This window comes from Pediococcus pentosaceus ATCC 25745, assembly GCF_000014505.1.
GTDB lineage: Bacteria > Bacillota > Bacilli > Lactobacillales > Lactobacillaceae > Pediococcus > Pediococcus pentosaceus.
The window spans coordinates 973199-998721 of the sequence record NC_008525.1 but is presented as its reverse complement, the minus strand read 5'-3'; the positions used below and the strand labels follow the sequence as shown (position 1 = coordinate 998721).

Genomic DNA, 25523 nt, shown 5'->3' with positions numbered 1-25523 from the left:
AATGGCAGAATCTAACGCAACACAGGTTATTCTAACAGATGATGGCCTCAAAATTATTAAGGCTCAAAACACGGCTGATGAAGTGGCTGGTAATATTAACGATATTAACAGTGATAACAAGCTTACCCCTAGCGAAAAATTAAAATTAAAACAAGAATATGATAAAAATGTTGAGCTATATAACATTGATATTGAACAACTAAAATCCGTTGATCTACCTACAGCAGAATTAGAAACCGCTATGAGTAATTTGACGAATTTTGTAACTCCATTGTTCAAAGAAATGAATATAACTTCAACTATAAACAGAGACACTTTGAATAGTGTATTTACAGCTTTTGCTACGGCAGATAAGAATGCCTCTCAAACCTTTGTTAATATGGTTCAACAAGTAGCAGATGATGCTAAAAAAGCTGGAGATGACGCAAAGGAAGCCGGTGAGAAAGCACAAGAAGCTGGAGAAAATGCTAAAACAGCAGCTAACCAAGCCCAAACAGATGCCACTCAAGCAAAAGCAGACGCAGCTACTGCTCAACAAAAGGCTCAGTCTAGTATTGACCAATTAAATGAAGCCACCTCAAAACTTGATGGTGAGATCACGGTAGTTGATTCTAAGGTTACTAAATTATCAACTTCAACTACAGCTCAATTCAATACTTTGAATAATGGTTACCAAGAAGTGATTAGCACAGTCAACAATATGGATATTGGTGGTCGAAATATTGTTCTTGATAGTAGTAACATGGAGAGTTTTAGAATCTGGCAAGCAGATGGTAATTCTAAACTTTCAGACGATAAAAAAGAGATAACTGTAACCACTTCACACGGTGGAATCAATATTGAAAATAAAAATCTATCGGAATATCTTCCTAATAATGGAGATACCATTGTAATTTCAGCTGATGTTAAAGGTAATTCACATCTTCAATTTAACTATAATGATGGAAATAGTTTTGTTGGATCTGGTACTAGTATTGCTGTTACGACAGAGTACAAAAGATATTTCACAACATTTGAATGGAACCCCGAAAATTTGGATAAAGTAGAGCTTGTTGTTTATGCAGCAGGTACGGCAGAACAATATTTGACAATTAAAAATGTGAAGGTAGAAATAGGTAATAAAGCAACCGATTGGTCGCCAGCTCCAGAGGATTTCGCAACTAGTACCGAAATCGATCAGATTAATAACGCAATTAGATTAAAAGCAGACTCTAGTGATGTTACCTCACAGATTAATGTAGCCGTTAAAGGTGTGCAGACTGACGTAACAAATAAAGTTACTGATTTAACTACAAAAGTTTCTCAAACTGATTCAGCTTGGAGAGCGAGTGTAAGTACTCTTGGAACTACTAACATGGTTTATAACGGTGGATTTGCACATGGTATAGATGGATGGGATACCAGCAATGATAAATGGATATGGTCTAACCAAGCACAAGACCAAGTACAAGGAAATAACGCAATCCAAGCAAGATTTACAGGTTTAACTACTGACACATGGAATGATGCAGGGTCAAGGCCTTTTCTAGTACATCCAGGGCAAAAAATGTCGATAGGTGCAATTGTAACACCGTGGGTCTTAGATTCAGACCCTAAAAAAGGATTTGGATTGGAACTTGATTTTTTTGCTTCTAAAGACGGAACAGGCACAAGAAATAATTATCATCCAGCGCAATGGGTATATACAACTGGTAGACAACAACTCAAGGTTGAGAATATAACAGTGCCAGATGGTGTTAATTCAGCAGTTGTAAAATTATATATCCAACGTAATGGTGGGGCTAGTTTCACTTGTGTTCAGGCCAATATGACACCAACCTTACCTCAGTTTATTGACGGGTTTGCAACAGCAACAGATATTACAGCGTCAATTAACGATATTAATTTAAAGGTTTCAAACTCAGATGGTTCTTCATCACAAGTAAATATGAACAGCAATACGATTTTATTAGATGCTAACAAAATTATCTTTAATGGTAACACAAGCATTCAGAATGGAACAATTGGTACAGCTAAGATTGCTAACGCAGCTATCAATACGGCACAAATTGCCGATGCTGCGATTAATAATGCTAAGATTGCCAACGCAGCTATTGATGATGCCAAGATATCGAATCTCAATGGTAATAAGATTATTGCCGGTAGTATTACCTCTAACAAGATTAATGTTGACGACTTAATTGCTAACGGTATTAATACCAAAACGTTAACGTCGGTTAACTTGAACACTAGTACGTTGACAACTCCTCAACTTAATTTAGGTATGAATGGAACGTTTACCGAAGATTTTGATTACACGCAACCAACTTCTATGTTCTTACCAAAGAAGAATAAAGGGACGCTAACCTTTAATCATGGTGTTTTGCAATCTAAAGGGGATATGCAAACTTATGTTAACGGTAGTTGGGGCGGTATGAATGATGATTACACCTTCAAAACTGGACTTGATAATTCACAATGGACAGAAGTTGCCCCTGGGTATATCAAACTAGATTTATTTAAACAAAATGACACTGACGTTGGACAGCGTACCTATATAGATCCAACGGGTTATTACTACACATCAAGAAATGGTATTGCTAGTTATTTAGGTAATGTTCTTCAAGTTCCTCAAGTTCAAACTTCTAGTGTGCTTGCTAAATATATTGGTACAAGCGATGGAAACTCGCTTCTACAGATTGGTAGTAACGGTGACCACTACGGTTTACAAGTTGGGCCTTATGCTGGAAATGAAGCCGTCTTAAGTGACTTCATATACGATTCTACAACGAGTGGCGCACCAAATGTCAACATCACTGCAAATGGTCATCTAGTTCGATCAACTTCCGCTTCAAAGTATAAGTACAACATTAAAAATCCAGATATTGAAACAACTCTGGGTGACAGATTGCTAAATGTACACTTGGCAACATGGAATGATAAGCGTGCTGTAGATATGTACGCAGAGCAACTAAGCACAGGAGAAGAAAGAGAAAAATCTTCAATTGATAAATATTATGGTCTCATTGCTGAACAATTAAGAGACGCTGGTTTGGATATGTTTATCAATTATGGTAAAAGCCATGAAATAGAGGGTATTCAATATGATCGAGCGTGGGTTCCACTTTTATCTGTCATTAGAAGACTAAACGACAAAGTAAATGAATACGAATTGAGATTAAGCAAATTGGAGGGAAAGATTAATGAATGATTTTCAAATAACAAACATTACAATTGCCAATAGTGATGATTTAGGAAAAGGAACGAATATGCGTAAGATAGGCTATTCTGGAACATTTTCGGATAGCTCACACGTAGAAGGATTTGTCATGATGAGTGAAGACAAATTTATGACAACCAATTATGTAGATTTAAAAAACATTGTAGCAACTCAAATTATTAAAAATTTAGGAGGAAACAAAAATGAGTAAGAAAGTTAAGGAAGTAATTGAAGAAACGAAACCAGCTAACAATTCTAGTGAAGAAAAGATTTCCGAGTTAAATAATAAGATTGCGCAACTGGAAAGAACTAACCAAGTTTTATCTCAATTAAGTAATGATCGAAATGAGAGAATCAGTCAATTAGAAATTGAAGTAGCAACTTATAAAACTATCAACAAAAATTAGGAGGAATTAACGATGGCATTATCAACAACACAAAGTATCTCATTAAATGGTGTATCAACGATTGATGGTCTACAGGTGGCAACATTCTCAACTGTAGTATCCAAAGGACTATCATACACATCGGTATCAACACAAATTGCCGACCAAGATTTATATGAAAAGAATAAGGCTGAGGTGCGCAAAGATCGGAACGATTTTCAAACGGTAGCCGATAACTTATCTGATAGCCTAGAATCGGGTTCTGTTACAAGCACTGAATAAATAATCTAACAATTTAAAAGGAGGCACCTAAAGATGGCGAAAACGCTTAGTTTTACCGATACTTCACCACAAATGGTTAAAATTGGTGATACTACCACTAGCTTTACGTTAATTTGTGGTAATGATAATGTGGCAACGGACTTAACTAATGTTACTTCAATTACCGCTAAATTGGGCAATGCTAGTGGCTATCTTAAATCAGCCATCGTTGACCCAGCTAGTTTAACAGATCCAACAACTGGTCAGATTGTACTAGCTTTAACAGCGGATTTAATGACCGGCTTAACAGCAGGAGATTATCAATTAGAAGTCTGGGTGGTTGATAGTACTGGGACGTCAATTTACCCTAGTGAGTCAACGTTACAGTTCCAAATTAATAATAGTCTTGAATAGGAGGTAGACAATTGATTGAACACAAATTAAAGGCACTCATCTTAATGGTGGGTGCTATTTTTATGGCCTTTTTAATGGGCAATACTACCAGTCATGCTGCTCGCATGGATATGGTCGACGTATCGAATAACAACGGATACATGTCAACGGCAGAGTATGTTTCCATGCGTAATGAGTTCGGTGTTAAGGCTGTTACAGTCAAGATAAGTGAAGGCGGTACATACAAGGATCCGTATGCTGCCAGCAACATTGCAAATGTCCAAGCAGCGGGAATGTATATTAATGGTTACCATTTTGCACACTACGCTACTAAGGCACAAGCAATCGCCGAAGCTGATTTTGCTGGGAGAACAGCTAAACTGGCAGGGTTGCCAGTTGGAGCGGTACTAGCGACCGATGTCGAAGCCGAGGAACAAAATTACCAATCCAGAGCAACTAACGACGTTAATAACAAAGCGTTCATGCAAGAGATTCAGAAATTTGGTTATCGGGCCGATATTTATACGTCAGGATCATGGGCTAACAACAAAATGACCATCAAGGGCAAAACTGGCTGGATTGCTGCTTATCCGTATGTGGTTAGCGGTAAGAACTGGTATTCAAATAACCACGCATGGCAGTGGTCATCAACGGCTAGATTCCGCATCAGCTATGGTGGCTTCGATGTTAGCCAATTAAATAGCAACTACTACACTGCTGGTCAAAAATCAACAGTCAAGCCGACTAATAAAGGTGCGGTTAAGGCCAACAACAAAAAAGCCAACAAACACACTTACAAGCAATCTGCGTCATCTAAGTGGATTAAGGAAGCTAAAACTTACACACTCAAGACGGCGGTTAAGCTGCACACAAGCACGTCAACGTCATCAAACACAATCGCTATTTTGCCAGCTGGAACCACGGTAAAGACTGATCAAGCCATTATTAAGGGCGGGTATCGCTGGGTACGTCAGCCTAGATTAAATGGCTATGGCTATCTAGTAACCGGGCCGACAAGCAATACGCTGAAATATGTAAAGAGTGGTGCAGCTCACACGTATTACACAGTTAAGTATGGTGACAGCTGGTGGTCAATCGCACAACGAAACGGACTAAGCATGAATGCATTAGCTAGTCAGAATGGAAAGACGATTCATACCACTATCTATCCTGGACAGCGATTGGTGGTGAGATAATGTCGCAATATGATGATACAACCAAGTTATTAATGGATATTCAAAAGGATGTGACTACCACCAAAACTAAAGTTGAGAACATCGAAGAAAAATTGAATCAAGTTGATGATATTGGCAAAAAAGCAGAAAAGGCACTAGCCAAATCAATTGAGGTCGAACATGAGATAGGACGGATTACTCAGATTCAGAATTGGGTTATCGGTGTCTTGATTAGTGGCGTGCTCGTCACGTTAGTTATTTATATCGCAGAGAAATTTTTATAGGAGGATATTATGAAAAAAATTAGTTTTAAGAATGCTGATGGAAGCTTGAATGGTAAATTGATTGCTGGAATTATTTCATTATTGATTGTGCTAGTTCAGCAAGTGTTAGTTATATTTGGTATTAAGTTTACTGGTGACTGGTCAGCCATTGTTGGCGTTATTAACACCGTATTAACCATCCTTGGTATGCTGGGAGTTGTTACTGACGTTCAAACAGTAACAGCACCAATGATTAACAGTGACGAGGAAAGCCAAGTTGAAGCGACTGCTAATAAGGTTGCTGACGAAATGCAAACACCAACATCCGTAGCTGCTACAGTGAATAGTTCTGCAGCTTCTGAAACTGAAACAACGTCAGAATCCGATTCACAAACAAGCAAAAAATAGTATAATCAATCCCCTGCGCTTCGGCGTGGGGGATTTTTTGTATTTAACTATTGACAGGTGTCATATATAACATTACATTATGGTAACGAGTCTGATAAAGAAAAGAGATAATGTTAAATGTTTGGAAATTTATTAAAGTTACTAGGTTTAAGTCGTTGGTATCACCATGAGCAACATGCGGATAAATCAAACGCCCGTAAAGCTAGTGGCCAATCAGCCTTTTCGTATGATGATCTCAAAGGATTACGCAAGTTGGCATTCTGGTTATTTGTGTTCAGCATAGTTTTTAATTGGGGCTTTGTTGGTGCAGTTAGTTTGATTGCATGGTTAGCCATGTGGGTTATTAGCCTGCTATTTTAAACAGCGTTAATTAAATGTCGTCCCGTAACTCGTCAAAGTTACATTCGGGGGGTTTATTGATAGGAACAGAACCGGGTCGCAAACTACGCAACGTACTGGTTGCTTAGGAACATGTGCCGATAATGGCACAGTTGCTGGTTACGATTCATGGGCTGGAATGCTAGGTGAACCACTCGATAGATTGCAGATTCACATTAACGATTCAAGCAAGTATTGATATAGAGTGTGTTTTATTTGAATATTTAAATTTAAAATGTTAGAGTTACTTTACCCCCAGGATTTTGAACGTTATATCGAAACCCTGTTAAAAAGCCTGTTCAGTTTAAATGCTGAGCAGGCTTTTTTTGCTATGGCGAATAAGATTATAAAATGTACTGTAAGTAATTTATATTTACGCTATCAGTATTTTATGTAACGTGTGTACAATAAAAATAGACGAATTTAGTTAATTATGTTAAATTGAATACATTCCTCGATTTGAATACTGTAGCTGAATACAGCGAAAGCCTCCTAGTGAACGCTAGGGGGCTTTCTTTAATGTAGTCAAAGGACTATAATAAGGTTGTAAGCTAAGTTCCTCCAAAGAATATTAAGCTTACCAGAGAATCACCAGCCAATAAATAGGTTGCGTGATTTTTTGTTTGTAACTTTATTTTGACGCTTGAAAACACACGTTTTTATGATTGAAACGGAAGTTTTTCAAAATATAAATAAAGATACGGAAATTATTATAGAACAAAATCAAAAGCATTACCAATAAAAACAATTGGGTGACTTCTGCTGATCTTTTTTTAAAGGCAGTGTAGAAGCAACCTGATAGCACCGATTAAAAACTACATTGTAACTAGTTTAAAACCGTAGCCGGCCAAGCTAAACGGTTTTTTATTTGTCTAGAAAACAAAAAACTATTCAATCCTTAACTGGGATGAGTAGTTTTTTTATTGTCTATTATTAGCATGAGCCACTTTAATTTTTTGGGGACATTTTGGGGACATACCCCCATTTTTGTATAGGTTTACACAGTCTCTTAAAAATAAGAAACGGCTATACAATAGTGTTTATCGTCTATTAAAAATATTCGAATCTTTAATACTGAATTAGCAAAACTCGATGAGTATATTGCTAATTTTGAAGAGATATACGGCATTAGTTTAGATCCTCTTCAGCGTAAAAAATTTGCTTATTGGCTAGCAATTACCTTAGAACGAAGCCAGATTGCACCACTAAATATGAAGATCGCCAAGAAGCAAATCATTGATAACGATCCTAATTTTGATTTAATGTGGCAATGGAACAAAAAAGGAGAACTCACCTTAAATCAAGATGAGCTATATTTTTTGTATCAAGTTATATATGTATTTGGAATTATCGATGGTAATCCAAATTATGAGAATAGATATGGATTAGCACACCAGAAAAATCAAACGCATGCCTATCAGGCTGTAATGAATTTGGCATTGGTCATTAAAAAAACATTTAACTTCCAGTTAGCAACCACGGATTTAGAACTAATGTTTAATTTTATAGCATTTCATGAACGTAGTACTTTTTTTTATGGAAATTCTGACGTGTTTTTCAACCGTTCCTACATAACGGAGTTGAGAGAAGAGCATCCTAGGAAATATCAAATTATGCAAAAATTAAAGGAACAGTTAGTTAAACATTCTAACCAATCAGTTACTAACTTATTAGCTAATTGGGAACAATTATTTTTGAATTATTACTTCATCTTAGATTACTATGATCTGTTCGCAAAAAAAGTTACACCAGTTAAAATTCTAGTACAAGACGACTTACATCATACGCATCGACTATGGTTGATGAACAAAATTCGTGCTTACTTTGGTCATTCTTTTGCTTTTGAATTTTACGACTATAAAACACCAGTTTCAAAAGTAGATTTGGTAATTTCTAATTACTATATTGATACTAAAGATTGTCCACTTATTTTAATGAAAAACTTACCTACAGAACGTAATTGGCGGCAGTTAGGCGCAATGCTTTACCACTTAACCAAATAAAAGATGTAATTAGGTTAATTGCATCTTTTTTATTGCCCAAAATACTTTAATTTTTTTCAGAATTAAGAAAAAAATTAGACTAGTAAGTCCCTCAGATGACATGCGAGAATAATTTTAAATCAAATGATTAATTAGATTTAAGGGGGAAGTATGCAATGAATAAAATGATGCTAACGACAATTGCAATTGGTGTGTTTGCGATAAACACCAATACAGCAATGGCTTCACAAATATCAGAAGTAACGAATCACACGGATGTAACTTTAACAGCTGGTTCTGGAAAGGATGTTTATCCTGTTGTGCCCGATGATACCCATGACGATGACTCGGGAACAGGAGACATGGGGTCACTAACAATCCCGTATGCTTCAAACATTACATTCGGAGAACATGAAATTAAGCAAGCAGACGCGAATTACTACGCCTTAAACCAAAAACCACATGTTCAAGTTAATGACACTCGTGGTGGTGCAAAAGGTTGGTCTTTAGGGGTTGCAATTACACCTTTTGTAGGTGCTAATGGAAAAGAACTCGTAGGCGCTCAGATGTCCTTATCTAATGGGAAGGTGGTAACTAAGAATAATAAATCGGCCATGCCAAAAATCACTCAAGATAGCTTTAAATTAAATCGAGCATATCAAGTGGTAATGACTGCTAAGGAAGGCGAAGGAGCGGGGGCTTTTGCAGCTGTTTTTGAAGGTAAAAATGGTAATAACGAAAATGTTAAACTCCATGTACCACGTGCAGGAGTTGAAGCGCAAAGTTATTCAGCCGAGTTAACATGGGTATTGACCGATGCGCCATCTTAGTATAAATAATCAGTACATTAAAAGTAGATTACTTAGTATTATTCTAATTTATATAATGACGTTGTTGCTAATACTTATTTTTCCAAATTCAATTAATGCGAGTGGAAAAGTAAATAATCAAGTAACGTTTAATGCTGAAGCAATTTTACCGAAAAATCAGCATTCCGAAGTTAGTTACTACGACTTACGGGTACGTCCAGGAGCTACGCAAAAGTTATTTATTCGACTTCGTAACTTAACCAATGCAAAGCAAACCATTATGGTTAAAACTAATAATGCGATAACTAATCAGAATGGAGCTATTGATTATTCTAAATCAAACGCCCCATTACTAGGCGGTCCCACTTTTAAACAGCTTATTTCAGGACCACAAACGGTCTTACTTAAGCCTAAGGAAGTTCGAAGAGTTAGCTTTCAGTTGAAGATTCCACCAAAAGGTTTTAAAGGAACGGTTTTAGGAGGATTTTATTGTTACACAAAACCAGTTAAGGCTGCCACTAGTACATCAGGTTTAAGTTTGACCAATAATTTTGCTTATACCATTGGCGCAAAGTTAGAGTGTACAAGCTCCAAAATACAACCTAAGTTAAGTTTGATAAAGGCTACACCAGGATTAGATAACGGCTATTTATCAATTTTTGCTACTTTACAAAATGCAGCTCCTGTATTGTTGAGTAAATTAGACATGCGGGCCACCGTAACCCAGAAAAATCACCATGAAATTTTAAAAAGAACACATAAGAAAATCTCGATTGCACCTCGAACACGTTTTCGACTGCCCATTAGTTGGAATGATGAACCCTTAAAAAATGGAAGATATGTGTTAACCATCGCTTTAAGTAGTTCTACGGGTAAGAAATGGCAACTTAGTCGGGAATTTAAAATTACAGGAGACGATGCCAAATTAAATCAAAAGGCCGTTGAACTTAAAAAAACAGATAATAAATTGTTTTATTTAATAATAGGACTTTTGATTGGAATAATTGTAATTTTGAGCGGTTATATTTATTACGTGAAACAGAAAAATAATAAAACGGAGAAGTAAGATGAAATTTAGGGGAGGAATAATATTATTTACATTAATACTTAACATTAATGGAATTGCGTTAGCTAACGAACCTACTAATAGTAAAATCGGGATTACTTTTTATCAAAATGACGCTGCTAGCCAAGTCGTACCAATGCAAAAAGTCGCTCAACCCACTAAGAAAAGTCCAAAACAAACCGCTACTCCAAGTACCAGACCACAATATTTACCACAAACTAGTGAAGATATTGCGATGGGGATGGTTTGGATTGGGTTAGGTTTGATTTGCTATACACTGATCAAAAATGGAATTAAAAAAATTCTTGTAGGTAAGAGGACGACTAATGAAAAAAGTTAAAGATTTGTTATTAGTGGCTTTTCTCGTAAGTTTCTGCTGGATAGCCACTGACGTAAAGGCTAGCTTGAAGCCATTATCTAATCTTGAAAATTTTCAGTGGGCCAATCAAGCAGTTACGCCAGCTGAAAATACCTTTATAATGCATAGTGGTGCTCGAACGAAGGTGACTCCTTTAAAGGGCGATGCTACCACGAATCGGCTATCAGTTGATCAGAAAATAAATGTGAGTCAGGCCCTCGTAGAAAATGTTGGGTTTTATCAAGGTAAATCTGTAAATTTGCTGGTAACGTTGAAACGAAATAAAAGTAATTTAAAGGGTGGATCACTAAGCTTTGCTAAGGATTATTTTTTTGGAATTGATATTGCTGGTGAGGTAATGGTTACTTATCAATTTGTTGACGCCAATCAAAATCCTCTGACGATTAAAACAGCATTTAATTACTTCGGCCTTAATTCTAACAAGTACATTGGATACCAAGATTGCAATTCTGTGATTAGTGCAGTTTACGCTAATAACCCGACTAATATTAGGTATGAATCAGAAGATCAATGGATGTATTTAAAAAATACTACAGTTGGGCTTCCGTGGCGAGATCCGCGCCAAAGTTTTGAAGTAGTTACTAAACCCATTTTCCAAGTTACTTTTGTGGTACACAATAATGACAGTACACCTTCATCGTTAGTTTATTTAACTGAATTTTTAGCAAGGCCTGAGTCTGCGCCAGCTTATGCGGAAAGTAGCGATTTTAACCAAGCTAATAATGGCGTCTATTTGGCAGCTCAACAGACGGTACCTAGTACTAATAGTTTCACATCTGAGGTTAGTTTTAATTTGGAACATGTTTATAATAGTGAACAATATATTCCAGAACGGATTAAAGTTACTAATTTTGATGGGAAAGATGTAACGCAATACTTTGATTGGCGAATTGAGAATCAGAAAGTCTACATCAAGACTAGGCCAGCTGCTACTAGAGCAATAACCGATACTACGTTGCATTATAAAGTATATTTAAAGTGGCTTGAAGCTAAAAAAACTGTAGATCCAACTCGGGTTGTTAACGGAAAATTAGATTTACCGTTTGACGTATCAACGAACATCAATGGGCAAGCTGTAGGTAAAAGTAGCGCAGTTTCGACTGTAGACTATGTTGGTAGGGTGAATGTTGTTTTTTTAGCGGACAATGGTTTCGAGGTACTTCGCGCTCGAGAAGTTAAAAGTGGCATTTTAACCACGAAATTTGACGTGACTGATATATATCCTGAAATTGCAGGTTACATTCCCATCAAGAATGATGCAGTTCAAGATACTGGTACATTCTTACCAGGAAATAAAACAATCATTCACCGGTACCGTAAAGGCGAAAAACTTAGTTTTAAACTAAAAAATCTAGGAGATACACTCTATAGTTCACGATTTTCTAATCAAAGCAAACTTACAGTTTCCTTTACGCACGAAGATGGAGCAAAAGTTAGATTGGTAGGAAACTGCGCGGGAGAAAAGCGAATACTAAAAGAGTATTCCAACGCTGCTCATCAGGTTGATGATGAAATTATATGCCAATTTCCAAAGTCATGGATTAATAAGAAGGTAGATTTTTACCTCGAAGATGACCAACATCAAATGTCGAATAAAGAAACTCGGATAATTAAACAAGAACGCGGACCGGAGCTGTCATTACCTAGTAAAATCGACTTTGGTTCGCACGAAATTCCGCTGGAAATTACGGTCTGTTCACTAACTAGAGCAGAGTGGGTACATGTTAAAGATCGTAGTGAGCTTGACCACTACCCGTGGATTTTAAAGGTTCGAGAAGAACATCCACTAACTAACCAAAACGACCAGAAGCTTATATCAAGGCTTTATTTTAAGGGTAACGTAATCAACGGAGAAAATCAGACGATTGGGCAAGATACTGGGAACTTAAATTTAGATTTAAGCCAGTATCTCCAACTGGTGCTAGAACCTACGGATCAAATTGGTAGTTACCATGGTGAATTAAGATGGACATTGGAAGATGCCCCCAACTGATTGATATTTTTTCAAGCAAGCTGAATCAGAAACTTCATGAGACTAGTTAACCAATCCTTTAGTTTTGGTTAGCTAGTTTTTTAGTTCCCAGAGATTATATTGCAATGGTAAACATAAATTTCAGTTATAATCGTCTGAAAATAGTTAACGTTGTGATTCGATTAGCACTTTACTTAACAGAGTGCTAAAAAGGAGTTATAATACAGTTGTAAGTAAAAAAGAGTGTTTTTACTTAGTTTTAAGACACAATTTTACTTTATTTAATTAACGGAGGTGTTGTTATATGGCCAATTTTTACGGAAATGATCCTTTTTTCAACAATGATATGGATGATATTTTTAATCAAGTATTTAAACGTATGGGGAATCCTAACTCAGATTCTGCTCGCTACTTGGTTAATGGTCAATCGTTAACTCCAGACGAGTTTGCTCAATATCGAGCAACTGGTAAATTACCAGAACAAGCAAAAACAATTGAAGTATCTAAAGATGGACAACAAGCTCTTAAAAAGGGTGGTATTTTAGAAAAACTAGGCACCAACTTAACAGAACAAGCACGCGATGGATTACTAGATTCAGTTATTGGACGTGAAAATGAAATTCAAGAAACAGCGGAAATTTTAAGCCGTCGAACCAAAAATAATCCAATTTTAGTTGGGGATGCAGGTGTTGGTAAAACAGCCATCGTTGAAGGATTGGCACAAGCAATTGTAAATGGTAAAGTTCCAGAAGCAATTCGGGACAAAGAAATTTACTCTATTGACTTGTCCTCCTTAGAAGCTGGAACTCAATATCGCGGTTCTTTTGAAGAGAATATCAAAGACTTAGTCAAGGAAGTTAAGGCTGCTGGCAATATTATTCTATTCTTTGATGAAATTCACCAGATAATTGGTACTGGTTCAACAGGTGGTGAAGACGGTGGTAAAGGCTTAGCTGATATTATCAAGCCAGCATTGTCTCGTGGTGAACTAACCGTTATTGGCGCCACTACCCAAGATGAATATCGAAATACAATTTTGAAAAACGCAGCTTTGGCTCGTCGATTCAATGATGTTGTAGTCAATGAACCTAATGCTGAAGACACGCTTGAAATTCTAAAGGGTATCAAAAACTTGTATGAGGAACATCACCATGTAAAATTGCCAGATGATGTTTTGAAGGCAACGGTAGATTACTCCATCCAATATATTCCACAAAGAACGCTACCAGATAAAGCAATTGATTTGATTGATATGACAGCGGCTCATTTGGCAGCACATCAGCCTGAAAATGATGAAACAGCTTTAAAGGAAAAGCTCAATCAATTGCAAAAAGAAAAAGATCAAGCGGTGGAAAAAGAAGACTTTAAGCGGGCTGCGGATTTGAAGCAACAAATCGAGGCTACTAATAAGCAAATTGATAATGTAGGTAAGAAGGAAGAAGTAGTGGCTACCGTCGATGATGTTGCTCAATCAGTAGAACGATTAACGGGAATTCCAGTCTCAGATATGGGTGCTAATGATATTGAACGGTTAAAAGATTTGGATAGTCGCTTAAAGAGTAAAGTTATCGGTCAAGATGAAGCGGTAGCAATGGTTGCTAGAGCTATTCGTCGGAATCGAGCTGGCTTCTCAGAAGGTGAACAGCCTATCGGTAGTTTCCTATTTGTTGGTCCAACCGGGGTTGGTAAAACTGAACTAGCTAAACAATTAGCATTAGACATGTTTGGTGATAAGGATGCAATCATTCGATTGGATATGAGTGAGTATTCAGATCGGACCGCTGTTTCAAAATTAATTGGTACATCAGCTGGTTATGTAGGCTATGATGATAACTCTAATACCTTAACGGAACGAGTACGTCGAAATCCTTATTCAATCGTATTACTAGATGAAATTGAAAAAGCCGATCCGCAAGTATTGACGCTTTTGCTTCAGGTAATGGATGACGGTCGTTTGACGGATGGTCAAGGTAATGTAATTAACTTCAAGAATACCATTATTATTGCTACATCCAATGCTGGATTTGGTAATGAAAAGTTAACTGGCGATGCAGACAAAGATCAAACTTTAATGGATAAGTTGGCTCCATTCTTCCGTCCAGAATTCCTAAACCGGTTCAATGGAATCGTTGAATTCTCACATCTAACTAAGAAAGATTTAAGTCAGATTGTTGATTTAATGATTTCTGATGTTCAAAAAACACTAGCGAAAAAAGATTTGACTTTGAAAGTAACCGATGCAGCTAAGGATTGGTTGATGGAACAAGGATATGACGAAGCAATGGGAGCTCGTCCATTAAGAAGGGTGATTGAACAACAAATTCGTGATAAGGTAACAGATTTCTATTTAGATCATTTGGATATTAAGCATTTAAAAGCTGACTTGAAGGATGATCAAATCGTGATTGAGCAAGCCTAACTTAGCAGGTAGTTTACTTTGGACTTTATTTACGAAAAGCGAGGATGACAGATTAATTTCTGTCATCCTCGCTTTTTATTTTGGTTTTAGGCCATAGTTATGGAGCCGTATCCACAGAATTTATAATAGTTGGTATAAAAAAACACGAAAACCGTTAGTATTGGTTGGAGTAGGAATAGTATTTTTTGTGGTTGGTGTTTCAATAACACCGTCTAGTAACGATTCTAAAAAACTGCGACTTTCCATCTTTCAAAAGAAGGCACTGTTTTGGTAGATTTAAAAAATAGTTATCACGATGATTATAAAAAAAGCGTAGATGTTACATATAATAAATATACTAAGTCTTTTGAAATTAGAGTCTATGATAAAAGAATATTAAACGACTTAGATAAAAAGATTAACGATTCTAATGGAAATACACCTGATTTAGATAAACTATTGAATAAGATGAAACAATCGTCAGATTATGTTGATGATAAGCTCGGTAAATATAAACATTCTGTACAGTTAAAATCAAATAATGATGACACTGTAATATACTATATTGCTTACCAAGGAAAGCTAGAAAATAACGGAAAAATTAAAAAACAATAGACAAAAAGTTATATACTTCACTCGTCAAAGTAATAGAGATGGCTTATACTATACAACCACATGAATGTAGCCGCTTTGTCTTTGTTTATTTTAGCACATAGAGCTACTTTCAACGTAAAACGGAGATTTATCGATATTGTATTACTAGAAAAGCGTGGAAATAAATGTTAATGGTCATTCCGGTAATGAAGGACAGAGTACGGCAAAATGAGAAACTAATTTGATGAAATATGACTATTTTAGGTATCAACCTAGTTTAAATAAAAGATTAAATTTAATAAAGTAAATTGGTAATCGATATAATTATATTCGTTCAATTAACATATATTAATCAATGACTAGGGTTAGATGGTTAAAAATTATTATTTGAAATATTATTTTTAATATTGGTTGGAATAATTGTATGCGAGGTAAGTCGATGGAACGATTTAAGTTTTACAGTATCAATGATGCATCTATAGATTTTTACTGGGGTAGAATAAAAAAAGTAATGAAAAATGTTGAATCAAACGACCATCCTATTTTTTTAGATGTATTAGAATTTTACAATATAAATAAAATTCTAAAAAACGATATATACTTAAGTGAATTTTCAAAAGAGCAAATCAAGAAAATAAGAGGTTCTTTTAATAAAAAAATAAATATATTTTTTTCATCTTTAACTAAAGAAAATATTATCTATTACTTAGAATGTTTATTTTCAGTAACTTCAAATACAAGTATAGAAAATTATCATAATCCGAAAGATGCTAAAAATACTGATATAGATAGTAATAGCACATTTTTTAGAGCTGATTTTTTAGAGTGCTTTGAAAAATTTCAATTAGATAAAAAAATTACCGAATCTGATTTAAAAAATATTATTAATAGATTTTCAATACCAATTTGGTACTTTTTAAAATCGGATTATTTTTCAATTAGATATCCTAAGTTGATAAAGACGTTTTTTTTATCGAATACTGAAAATTTTGAGCTGTTTCTAAGTAATTATATTGTGAATAATGATAATTATGTTATTCCTGATAATATTAGTACAGCTGAACTATACAATCTTTGTGAATGGTATATAGATGAATCTTCAAATTTAAATTACCTTAGACTAATTAACCAAGGAATTAAAGATATTCAAAGGCTAGTCATTGATGCTAAATTAAAATTAAAAGCACAGAGGAAAATTGAACAATTAGAAAAAGTATTTTTAAATAGTCAGAGCAAGAAAAATAGTAATGGTTTTTTACAGAGTGTAGCTATCTATACAGATCGAAAAAAATATCTAACTTCTGAAAAAAGTGAATTAAAAATTTTAATTGATGTCGATGATATAAAAACACACTCTTCTTTTGAATCGTTGCTTAATTATTTAATGTATATGGATTATTTTTTTAATGAGAATTGGATTCTAAATTTGGGTAGTTTTCCAAATTTTGAGAGTTCAACTTTAACAAGGCTCTTTTACGGACCAAAGACGAGGAAAAATTACGAAACAAGTTTTTATTTTCACAATAAAGATTTATTGGTAAAGCAAGCATTTAAGGGCTTTCAACATATTTTAGACGAAAATCTAGGGTTAAGGATTGAAGATTTAATTAATTATTTTTTTGAAAAGTACTGCGAAAATAACTTTGAGATAGAATGGTTACCAATTAGATTTGCTGGCGAAAAGGAAAAGATAAATATTCAAACAAAGAACTTATTTACCATTGAGGAACAAATAAGAAAACAGTGGAACCTATTAATTGATGAAGGAGAAATAGATAAGGATTTATTTGCACTTGAATCTACACCTAGGATATATGATTTGGGCAGTTTCTTGCATAAGAAATATATTTATTTAAATGAAGAAAATAAAGACATAAAAAAAGTTTTAGAACTTCTGTTTTCTGATCAGTCCCATTTAAATACGGTAAAAGTTACTGATGGATATTTACATGAAAATAGCTTCATACAGCTTTTGGAAAAGCATAATATTAATTATTCTTTTTTTGAGAACTATCAGCGACAAGATATAAATTATTTAATTGAAAATAATATCATTACCAAAAGAAAAGATGACGTTATTTATGTAAATAAAAAACAAATGAGAAGAATAAGAATTTTTTCAATGATCTTCAATTATGGGGTTATCAATTACTATAACGGATTAACAAAAATATCTAGAAAAGTCGATTTAAAACAACAACAAAATGAAATAGATGAAATCTTGGAAGAAGGACTCTTGATCTATAAAGATACTTTATTTTCAAAACCAGAATCTGACTATTTAAATTATTTACTGAATGATTCAGAATTTGATAACGCATTAGGTATAAGAAATAAATATTTACATGGTTCAGTCTTTGAAGATAATGTTGAAGATTTGTTATATGCGTTAATTATATTGACTATCTATGTCATTAAAATTAATGAAGAATTGATACTTAATAAACATTATGATAACAAGGATAAATAAGACTGTTTACTATCAAAAATATAGGGTTTCTTGTTTTGAATTACAAAAAGTGGATAAAATTTTAATAATCTTCAAGCTGGTTAAATAACAGTTATTATTGTGCTATCAAAGCATCTAATTAATATAGTAATTAGTTTGTTTTTTAGATTGATAAAACAACAATGTGGATTACGAGTTTGATTTAAGGAGAGTTCACTTATCATGAAGGCTTATTTTAAAACGGTACATGATATTACGAAAATAGATATAGGGGAAATCGACATATATTTTAGTCTTGGAGATATAGTCGTAGAGTCAAAATATAATGAGAAACATGGAACAAAAGAAATTGAGATTAGAGGAATTTTAGATTTTAATCCTATATATTCAAATTTAGATTTAAGAAGATTAATTAGGCCCGAATTATTAATAATACAGGGAGTAATTTCACTTTTCATTGATTTTCCTATTACTGTTTATGACATTACAAGTCAAATTCAATCCTTTACTGATATTGAAAATTTTGTTGAAAATAAATTCAAAAAATCTACTTTTAAAATTGAGAAAAAGGATTATTCGAATGAGCTGGAGTTAGTTTTAGAAAGAATAGAAGATCCTAAAAATAAAAATTTAGCGGTTTCAGTCCTTGATAGATGGCGAAAAGTTCTCGATTTTAGAAAGGAGGATATGTTTGAAAAACTTTATCGTGATGAAGAATTACTTGGAATATTTCATATTTTAGATTTGCTTAGTGATATATATGTTGACGATAATACGAAGATTATTGTCCAGAGTTTAGGTGCGAATAGCCCAAATTTTAGTACTAAAATTAAATATCTACTTTCAAAAGAAGGAATAACCTCGGAAGAGGAATTTGACTTTGTTGGAGTAGCAATAAAATGTAGAAATGCTATAGCACATGATAGAGTTGTATTTCAACCTGTAGTCAACTGGCCTTTAGCTCCTTTTTTTAATATTTCAGAAAGTTTTATAGATGTAGATATATTACGTTGCTTAACAAAAAAATTAATCGGAAATTTTTTTGGAATTAATATTTGGGATAATGAATATAATGAATTTGCGATAAAATATCTACGACCATCTGTTAAAAATATTTGTGAATTTATAAAAAAACCTAGTAAATATGAGATAATATCCATTGATGATATGGACATACTGAATGAGAAAAAACATGTAATAACTTGGGAAAGTGTTTACATAAGATATCTTCAAAATCCCAAAAAGATAAAGATAGACAAGCTAGGTAGTGCTTTGAAATCGAGTTTTTTTAATTTAGAATTGAATAGTAAAAATGCGTATAATATTTTCAATATTTCTGTAATATTGATAGAGTCTAATGATTCTGAAATTGTCGATAGATGTAGAGAAAATATTGAATGTTTATTAGAAAAAGAATTAATAGAAAATAATGATTTGTATGAAATAATACCTGAATTTGATCTTCACCACGTTAATTATATAAAATATAAAGAAATTGTTCTTAATAAGGTTAGGAATAATAATACGTATTTTAATTTAAATGATAGTATGTACTAAATTAGAAAAGACTACGAATAATTTTTTGAATGTTAACGGTTAATATGACAGCTAAGTCAATAAATATTGATGAAGACAATTGAAGAAAAACAATTCATTTACGAATTGTTTTTCTTTTTTACTTTAAATCTAAAATTTTTTGAGTTTTATAGTTAGTTTACAATTTTTCTACACACACTAATTTAAACTAGATTATATCTAGGTACATAACAGATGTATAATATGCGTAGTTATTTTGTAACTCACAACAAGGGAGCAAATTTTATGAACTTAGTAATAATAGTTACATCATTAATACTAATTGCTTTATTTCATTACATATACGCATTTTTATTTCGTAGAGTAAGTAGAAAGATGAGTTTTACTAAAATTTGTTAGTGCTTTTCAATGTATTATATTAAACACCTGTGTATTTGTTATTCCTCTCAGTATTGTCGAGGACTATGCCTCTAGAGGTGCAGATTTAACAATTTTGGTTGTGATGATTGTTTCATTTGGATCGCTACTTATCATGATAGGGTATTTATTTCTTAGTTGGAAACTTTCTGTTTAACAGTAATTAATCAAAAACTATAATCATCTTAAAACTTATCAAACTAAAGGAGCCTCTATAATCCGTCTTCAATTTTTACGGACGATAAAGGCTTTTTATTACGATTATTTTTAACGGATTATTTATCGGAAACCAAATTACTGTAAATAATGCTAAAATAGAGATTACTAGTTAATATTAAACTAGTCTAATCAATCAAAAAAATGGCATAAAAAGCCCAACGAAATAGGAGTTAAACAAACATGGCAATTATCCAATGGTACCCTGGCCATATGGCGAAGGCAATTCGTCAGGTCGAAGAAAAATTAAAACTAGTTGATATCGTATTTGAACTAGTAGACGCACGGATCCCAGTGTCGTCACGAAATCCAATGATTGAAGACGTTATCAAAAGCAAACCTCATCTTTTAATCTTAACGAAGGCTGATTTAGCAGATCCTAAAGAAACTAAAAAATGGCTAGATTATTATAAATCACGGAACGAATACGCCATCGCATTGAATTCTAAAGAGCCCTCAACTGAAAATATCATTTTGAAGAAAACGCAAGAAATTTTAGCCGACAAGCTAGCTAACAAGGCTGATCGTGGAATTAAAAATGCTGAAATTCGGTCCATGTGTATTGGAATCCCCAACGTTGGTAAATCTACGTTGCTTAACCACTTAGTTAATAAGAAGGTGGCGATTACAGGTGACCGCCCCGGGGTAACGAAAAAACAACAATGGTTGCGTTCACGTCGCGGACTATATCTTTTAGATACTCCCGGAATTTTATGGCCTAAATTTGAAGACCAAAATGTAGGAAATAAATTGGCCTTTACTGGAGCGATTAAAGATAATTTATTCGCTAACGACGATGTTGTAATCTATGGTCTAAATATATTCATCAACCATTATCGTGAAGGATTGATGGGGCGTTATCATTTAACAGAAGACGATTTAGAAATGGAATTACCTGAATTGTTACTACTAATTACTCAAAAATTAGGGATGCGTGACGACTACGATCGTGCTAGTCAGCGAATCTTGTTAGACGCACGTAAAGGAAAACTGGGTCGTTTCACTTTAGACTTTGTAGAGGAGTTTGAAGACCTTGGCGACGATTAAGGAAATTAAGACGCAGCTTTTAAGTGTTTATACACTAGATGACCCGTTATTAGTTGAACTTTCAGAAGATCCACGAACTGGTGTTCAACGCTTAATTAAACATAAACAAAAGGAAATTAACCAATTAAGATTAAAAGAAGAAGCATTTCAGGCACGATTTACGTTAGAACGAGAATTATGGTCAAATGGAATTGACTTAGTAGCCGGGATTGATGAAGTGGGTCGGGGATGTTTAGCGGGTCCGGTCGTCACTGCCAGTGTAGTCTTGGATGAAACTTTCGATTTAATCGACGTTAATGACTCTAAGCAGCTCAGTAGTGAATTGCGAGAGGAATTATATGCCAAAATCCTTACAGAGGCTGTGAGCGTCGGTATTGGCGTCTGTTCTAACCAAAAAATTGATGAAGTTAATATTTTAAATGCTACAAAACTTGCGATGCGAGAAGCAGTGGGTAACTTAAATGTTACTCCACAACATTTGTTGATTGATGCAGTCAATGCGCCGATAGAAATCCCAAAAACTGTGATGTTTAAGGGTGATTCTAAAAGTATCAGTATTGCAGCCGCTTCAATTGTTGCTAAGGTATATCGTGACCATTTAATGCGTTCTTATGCTGCACTCTATCCAGGCTACGGATTTGATAAAAACGTGGGTTATGGTACTAAGCAACATATTGAGGGGTTAAAAACTTATGGAGTAACCCCCATCCATCGTCAGACTTTTGAACCGGTACCTGAATTTTTAATAAAATAAATTAACCTAAAAACACGTAAAGTACATTTGAGGTGATCAAATGGAAATACGTGATTTTTTGATTAGAGTAAAAGTGGGGACGAATTTAGGCATTAAAAAGCAGTATCAAATTTACCAAGAAATTCGTAAAAGCCCCGAATTATCCATTGCAGAGTGGATTGGAACAACGAAACTAATTAAGGAAAGTCAAAAAGATGAATTAACTGCCACATTACAAAGTGAACAACTAACCCACGAAATTCAAATTAATGAACAAAGTGGGGGAATTCTAACCATTCTAGATGAAATGTACCCTAAGCTATTGCGGGAGATATATTGCCCACCTACAGTTTTGTTTTACAATGGAAATCTATCGCTACTAAGCCATCAACGTACTATTGCAATTGTAGGCGCCAGGATGATGACGAGTTATGGTGAACAAGCCATTAAATGTTTAATTCCGGGCGTAGTGGCTAATCAATTAACCACCGTTAGTGGTTTAGCTAAAGGAGTTGATGCGTTGGTTCACGAAGCAACTTTAGCAAATGCAGGGTCTACCATTGCCGTAATTGGAAATGGGCTCGATATTACCTATCCTAAGCAAAATGCTCAGCTTCAAAATCAAATTCAAAAAGAAGGTTTAATTCTGAGTGAATATCCCCAAGGTGCTCGACCATTAAGACATCATTTTGTAGAACGTAACCGAATTATTGCCGGATTGACCACCGCAACATGCGTAGTGGAAGCAAGAAAGAATTCTGGGAGCTTAATCACGGCTAGTCTGGCACTCACGGAAAATCGAAATGTTTTAGCAATTCCGGGGAGTATTTTCAGTGGTAATAGCCAAGGAACCAACCAGTTAATTGCATCTGGTGCTCGGCCATTAATCGAATTGGATGACGTTCTAGAAGAAGTTTTGTAAGGAAAATTGTATTTTTAGGGCGCAGAGGGCGCTATGTAGAATTTCATCGTCTAGGAAGTTATACTTGTATATGTAAATATTAAATTTTGAGGTATATGCATGATTACAATCAAAGATGTAGCTAAAGAGGCTGGAGTATCAGTTTCGACAGCTTCTCGAGCACTAAATAATAATCCTAGAATTAGTGCAACAACCATTGAAAAAGTTAAGAAAATTGCTAAAGAATTAGACTATAAGCCCAATGCCAGCGCCAAAACTTTGTCCTTAGGCAAAGCTAATGAAATTGGAGTGATTTACCCAGTAACCGCTGACGAAGATCCTGCTAATCCGTTTCATATTGACTTAATGCGAGGAATTAACACAGCGTTACAACTCAAAAACTTTGTTTTATCTGTCGCAATTTGTCAAACTGAAGAAGCGTTATTAAACAATGTGAAAAGAATGGTGGAACAAAGCCAAATTCACGATTTCTTGTTACTGTATTCTAAAGCAGACGATGTAGTAACCAATTATCTTAGGAAGCAAGAGTTAAACTTTGTTATTATCGGTGAACCAACGAATGAAAATGACCGTTTTATTGATAATGACAATATTTTAGCGGGACGTGAAGTTACTGAATTTATGTTTAACCAGTATAATGCTAAACATCCACTTTTTCTCAGATCTACTTATAATTGGGAATATGAAAAAAAGCGTGAGTTAGGATATCAGCAAGTGATGAGCACTAAAAGCGGTTCAAGCCCCTTAATATATAAGCTTGAAAAAAACGATAATAAAGTAGCTATCGATAAATATATGAAACACCATTTTGAGATTGATGCCATTATTGGAGCGGATGATATTGAATTACTAAGCTTTTATCATCTATTAAAAGATAACCAGCATATTAAAAACATCCCCGCGATTTGTTTTAATAATAGTAGGTTGATTAGTCTAGCCGGCCCCACCGTTAATAAAGTTGATTTAAGACCACGGGAACTAGGTAAAAAAGCGGTTGAACTACTATTCGATTCCGAATTAAGAAAAGCGACAGTCGGGTTTGATATTATTTAAGAAAAGAGGGATTCCTCTTTTTTATTTGGTTAAAAAAAGCAAGCGTTTGCACAAAATAAGTGCAAACGCTTGCACAATTTAAATCTCTATGTTAAATTAATAACATGAAAGCGCTTCATAAAAATTAAAAGGGGTTGTTATCATTGGCAGATAAGACAAGTGGGAAGGGTCTTCCGACGCTTTCCAAAAATTTGATTTGGATGATTAATTTTGGTTTTCTTGGTGTTCAAACTGCATTTACATTACAGAGTTCTCAAATGTCGCGTATTTTTCAAACGATTGGAGCGGATCCAAATAACTTAGGGTGGTTTTTCATTCTTCCACCTTTGGCAGGTTTGATTGTACAGCCTATTGTAGGTTACTACTCCGATCGAACTTGGAAACCACGTTTAGGTGGTAGAAGGTTACCTTATCTAATTCTAGGAACCTTAATTGCTGTTATTGTGATGCTACTGCTACCGAATTCAGGTAGTTTTGGATTTGGTTATGGTTCATTAATGGCACTTTGGTTTGGGGCGATTACGGTGGCTTTTCTAGACCTATCTTCCAACGTTGCTATGCAACCATTTAAGATGATGATTGGCGACATGGTAAACGATAAACAAAAAAGTTATGCTTACGGGATTCAAAGTTTTTTATCTAATACTGGTGCAGTTTTAGCAGCTATTTTTCCTTTCCTTTTAACTTGGTTGGGAATTGCTAACACTGCGAATAAGGGCGTCGTTCCTCAATCAGTTGTTATTTCATTCTATGCAGGTGCAATTTTATTAATTATAACTAGTTTATTTACAGTATTTAGAGTAAAAGAATATGACCCAGCGACCTATGCGATGTATCACGGAATTAGTGAAAAAGAGAATAGTGAAGGTGGCAATTGGATTACGCTTTTAAAGAATGCACCTAAAGCATTTTGGACCGTCACGTTAGTACAATTCTTCTGTTGGTTCGCTTTCCAATACCTCTGGACATATTCAGCAGGTGCAATTGCTCAAAACGTTTGGCACACTGCTAATGCATCTTCGGCCGCATATCAAGCAGCGGGGAACTGGTACGGCGTTTTAGCAGCGGTTCAATCTATTGCAGCGGTAGCATGTTCATACGTTTTGGCTAAATTACCCAATCGATTCCATAAATCAGGTTATGCAGTTAGTTTAATTCTTGGTGCACTCGGTTTTGTATCCGTTTTCTTTGTTCATAATCAATACATTTTAATTGTTTCTTATATCCTAGTTGGAATTGCTTGGGCTGGAATGAATACTTACCCATTAACCATCGTGACAAATGCTTTATCTGGAAATCATATGGGAACTTACTTAGGATTATTCAACGGTTCAATTTGTTTACCACAGATTGTGGCATCCCTACTTAGCTTTGGCTTATTCCCACTTCTCGGTAGCTCACAAGCTAATATGTTCCTACTTGCTGGTGCAGTAATGCTTTTAGGAGCCTTCGCCGTAGGAACAATCAAAGAAACTTTTGCTGAATAA

Annotated in this window: 22 protein-coding genes and 1 pseudogene; all 23 read left to right on the top strand. The window is 34.7% G+C overall.

Annotated elements, in window-relative coordinates:
* Position 1 precedes the first annotated feature (1 nt).
* The 23 genes and pseudogenes from PEPE_RS04795 (at position 2) to PEPE_RS04685 (ending at position 25523) form a co-directional block, all read left to right on the top strand.
* Complete coding sequence (locus tag PEPE_RS04795) at positions 2–3190, top strand: hypothetical protein (protein WP_011673398.1); 3189 nt, start codon at positions 2–4, stop codon at positions 3188–3190.
* Positions 3183–3410 carry a hypothetical protein gene (locus PEPE_RS04790; protein WP_011673397.1) on the top strand — a complete coding sequence of 76 codons (228 nt, stop codon included), beginning with the start codon at positions 3183–3185 and terminating at the stop codon, positions 3408–3410. Before PEPE_RS04795 ends, PEPE_RS04790 begins: the two co-directional genes overlap by 8 nt.
* Positions 3403–3606, top strand: coding sequence for a hypothetical protein (locus PEPE_RS04785; RefSeq protein WP_011673396.1), 204 nt, complete (start codon positions 3403–3405; stop codon positions 3604–3606). Before PEPE_RS04790 ends, PEPE_RS04785 begins: the two co-directional genes overlap by 8 nt.
* Positions 3607–3618: 12 nt before the next feature.
* Positions 3619–3867, top strand: coding sequence for a hypothetical protein (locus tag PEPE_RS04780; RefSeq protein ID WP_011673395.1), 249 nt, complete (start codon positions 3619–3621; stop codon positions 3865–3867).
* Between the two features lie 33 nt (positions 3868–3900).
* A pseudogene (locus PEPE_RS04775) lies at positions 3901–4257 on the top strand (hypothetical protein); the annotation flags it as partial.
* Positions 4258–4271: 14 nt separating this feature from the next.
* A complete protein-coding gene (locus tag PEPE_RS04770; protein WP_011673393.1) occupies positions 4272–5435 on the top strand; it encodes a LysM peptidoglycan-binding domain-containing protein in 1164 nt (387 codons plus the stop codon).
* Positions 5435–5698 (top strand): hemolysin XhlA family protein, encoded by a 264-nt coding sequence (locus PEPE_RS04765; RefSeq protein WP_011673392.1) that lies wholly within the window; start codon positions 5435–5437, stop codon positions 5696–5698. The genes PEPE_RS04770 and PEPE_RS04765 overlap by 1 nt, the downstream gene beginning before the upstream one ends.
* 9 nt (positions 5699–5707) lie before the next feature.
* Complete coding sequence (locus PEPE_RS04760; RefSeq protein ID WP_011673391.1) at positions 5708–6085, top strand: phage holin; 378 nt, start codon at positions 5708–5710, stop codon at positions 6083–6085.
* A 117-nt stretch (positions 6086–6202) separates the two neighbouring features.
* Positions 6203–6445, top strand: coding sequence for a hypothetical protein (locus tag PEPE_RS04755; RefSeq protein WP_011673390.1), 243 nt, complete (start codon positions 6203–6205; stop codon positions 6443–6445).
* 1229 nt (positions 6446–7674) lie between these two features.
* Entirely contained in the window at positions 7675–8466 is a 792-nt protein-coding gene (locus tag PEPE_RS04750) for a PTS sugar transporter subunit IIB (RefSeq protein WP_011673389.1), read from the top strand.
* A 155-nt stretch (positions 8467–8621) separates the two neighbouring features.
* Positions 8622–9275 carry a WxL domain-containing protein gene (locus tag PEPE_RS04745; protein ID WP_011673388.1) on the top strand — a complete coding sequence of 218 codons (654 nt, stop codon included), beginning with the start codon at positions 8622–8624 and terminating at the stop codon, positions 9273–9275.
* The gene (locus PEPE_RS04740) at positions 9262–10320 is read left to right on the top strand and encodes a DUF916 and DUF3324 domain-containing protein (protein WP_011673387.1); all 1059 of its coding nucleotides are present in this window, start codon (positions 9262–9264) and stop codon (positions 10318–10320) included. The genes PEPE_RS04745 and PEPE_RS04740 overlap by 14 nt, the downstream gene beginning before the upstream one ends.
* A gap of 1 nt (position 10321) precedes the next feature.
* A complete protein-coding gene (locus PEPE_RS04735) occupies positions 10322–10660 on the top strand; it encodes a hypothetical protein (RefSeq protein WP_011673386.1) in 339 nt (112 codons plus the stop codon).
* The gene (locus PEPE_RS04730) at positions 10647–12692 is read left to right on the top strand and encodes a hypothetical protein (protein WP_011673385.1); all 2046 of its coding nucleotides are present in this window, start codon (positions 10647–10649) and stop codon (positions 12690–12692) included. The genes PEPE_RS04735 and PEPE_RS04730 overlap by 14 nt, the downstream gene beginning before the upstream one ends.
* Positions 12693–12975: 283 nt before the next feature.
* Positions 12976–15090: an ATP-dependent Clp protease ATP-binding subunit gene (locus tag PEPE_RS04725; protein ID WP_002833100.1), complete on the top strand. Its 2115-nt coding sequence runs from the start codon at positions 12976–12978 to the stop codon at positions 15088–15090.
* Between the two features lie 267 nt (positions 15091–15357).
* Positions 15358–15684: a hypothetical protein gene (locus PEPE_RS04720; protein ID WP_011673384.1), complete on the top strand. Its 327-nt coding sequence runs from the start codon at positions 15358–15360 to the stop codon at positions 15682–15684.
* 418 nt (positions 15685–16102) lie between these two features.
* Positions 16103–18133 carry a hypothetical protein gene (locus tag PEPE_RS04715; RefSeq protein ID WP_011673383.1) on the top strand — a complete coding sequence of 677 codons (2031 nt, stop codon included), beginning with the start codon at positions 16103–16105 and terminating at the stop codon, positions 18131–18133.
* Positions 18134–18334: 201 nt separating this feature from the next.
* Positions 18335–19669 carry a hypothetical protein gene (locus PEPE_RS04710; protein WP_011673382.1) on the top strand — a complete coding sequence of 445 codons (1335 nt, stop codon included), beginning with the start codon at positions 18335–18337 and terminating at the stop codon, positions 19667–19669.
* Positions 19670–20464: 795 nt separating this feature from the next.
* Positions 20465–21328 (top strand): ribosome biogenesis GTPase YlqF, encoded by an 864-nt coding sequence (gene ylqF, locus PEPE_RS04705; RefSeq protein ID WP_011673381.1) that lies wholly within the window; start codon positions 20465–20467, stop codon positions 21326–21328.
* Complete coding sequence (locus tag PEPE_RS04700) at positions 21315–22082, top strand: ribonuclease HII (protein ID WP_011673380.1); 768 nt, start codon at positions 21315–21317, stop codon at positions 22080–22082. The genes ylqF and PEPE_RS04700 overlap by 14 nt, the downstream gene beginning before the upstream one ends.
* Before the next feature lie 40 nt (positions 22083–22122).
* On the top strand, positions 22123–22983 hold the full coding sequence (dprA, locus tag PEPE_RS04695; protein WP_011673379.1) for a DNA-processing protein DprA: 861 nt from the start codon (positions 22123–22125) through the stop codon (positions 22981–22983).
* A 99-nt stretch (positions 22984–23082) separates the two neighbouring features.
* The gene (locus PEPE_RS04690; RefSeq protein ID WP_011673378.1) at positions 23083–24036 is read left to right on the top strand and encodes a LacI family DNA-binding transcriptional regulator; all 954 of its coding nucleotides are present in this window, start codon (positions 23083–23085) and stop codon (positions 24034–24036) included.
* A gap of 200 nt (positions 24037–24236) precedes the next feature.
* A complete protein-coding gene (locus PEPE_RS04685; RefSeq protein WP_195747522.1) occupies positions 24237–25523 on the top strand; it encodes an SLC45 family MFS transporter in 1287 nt (428 codons plus the stop codon).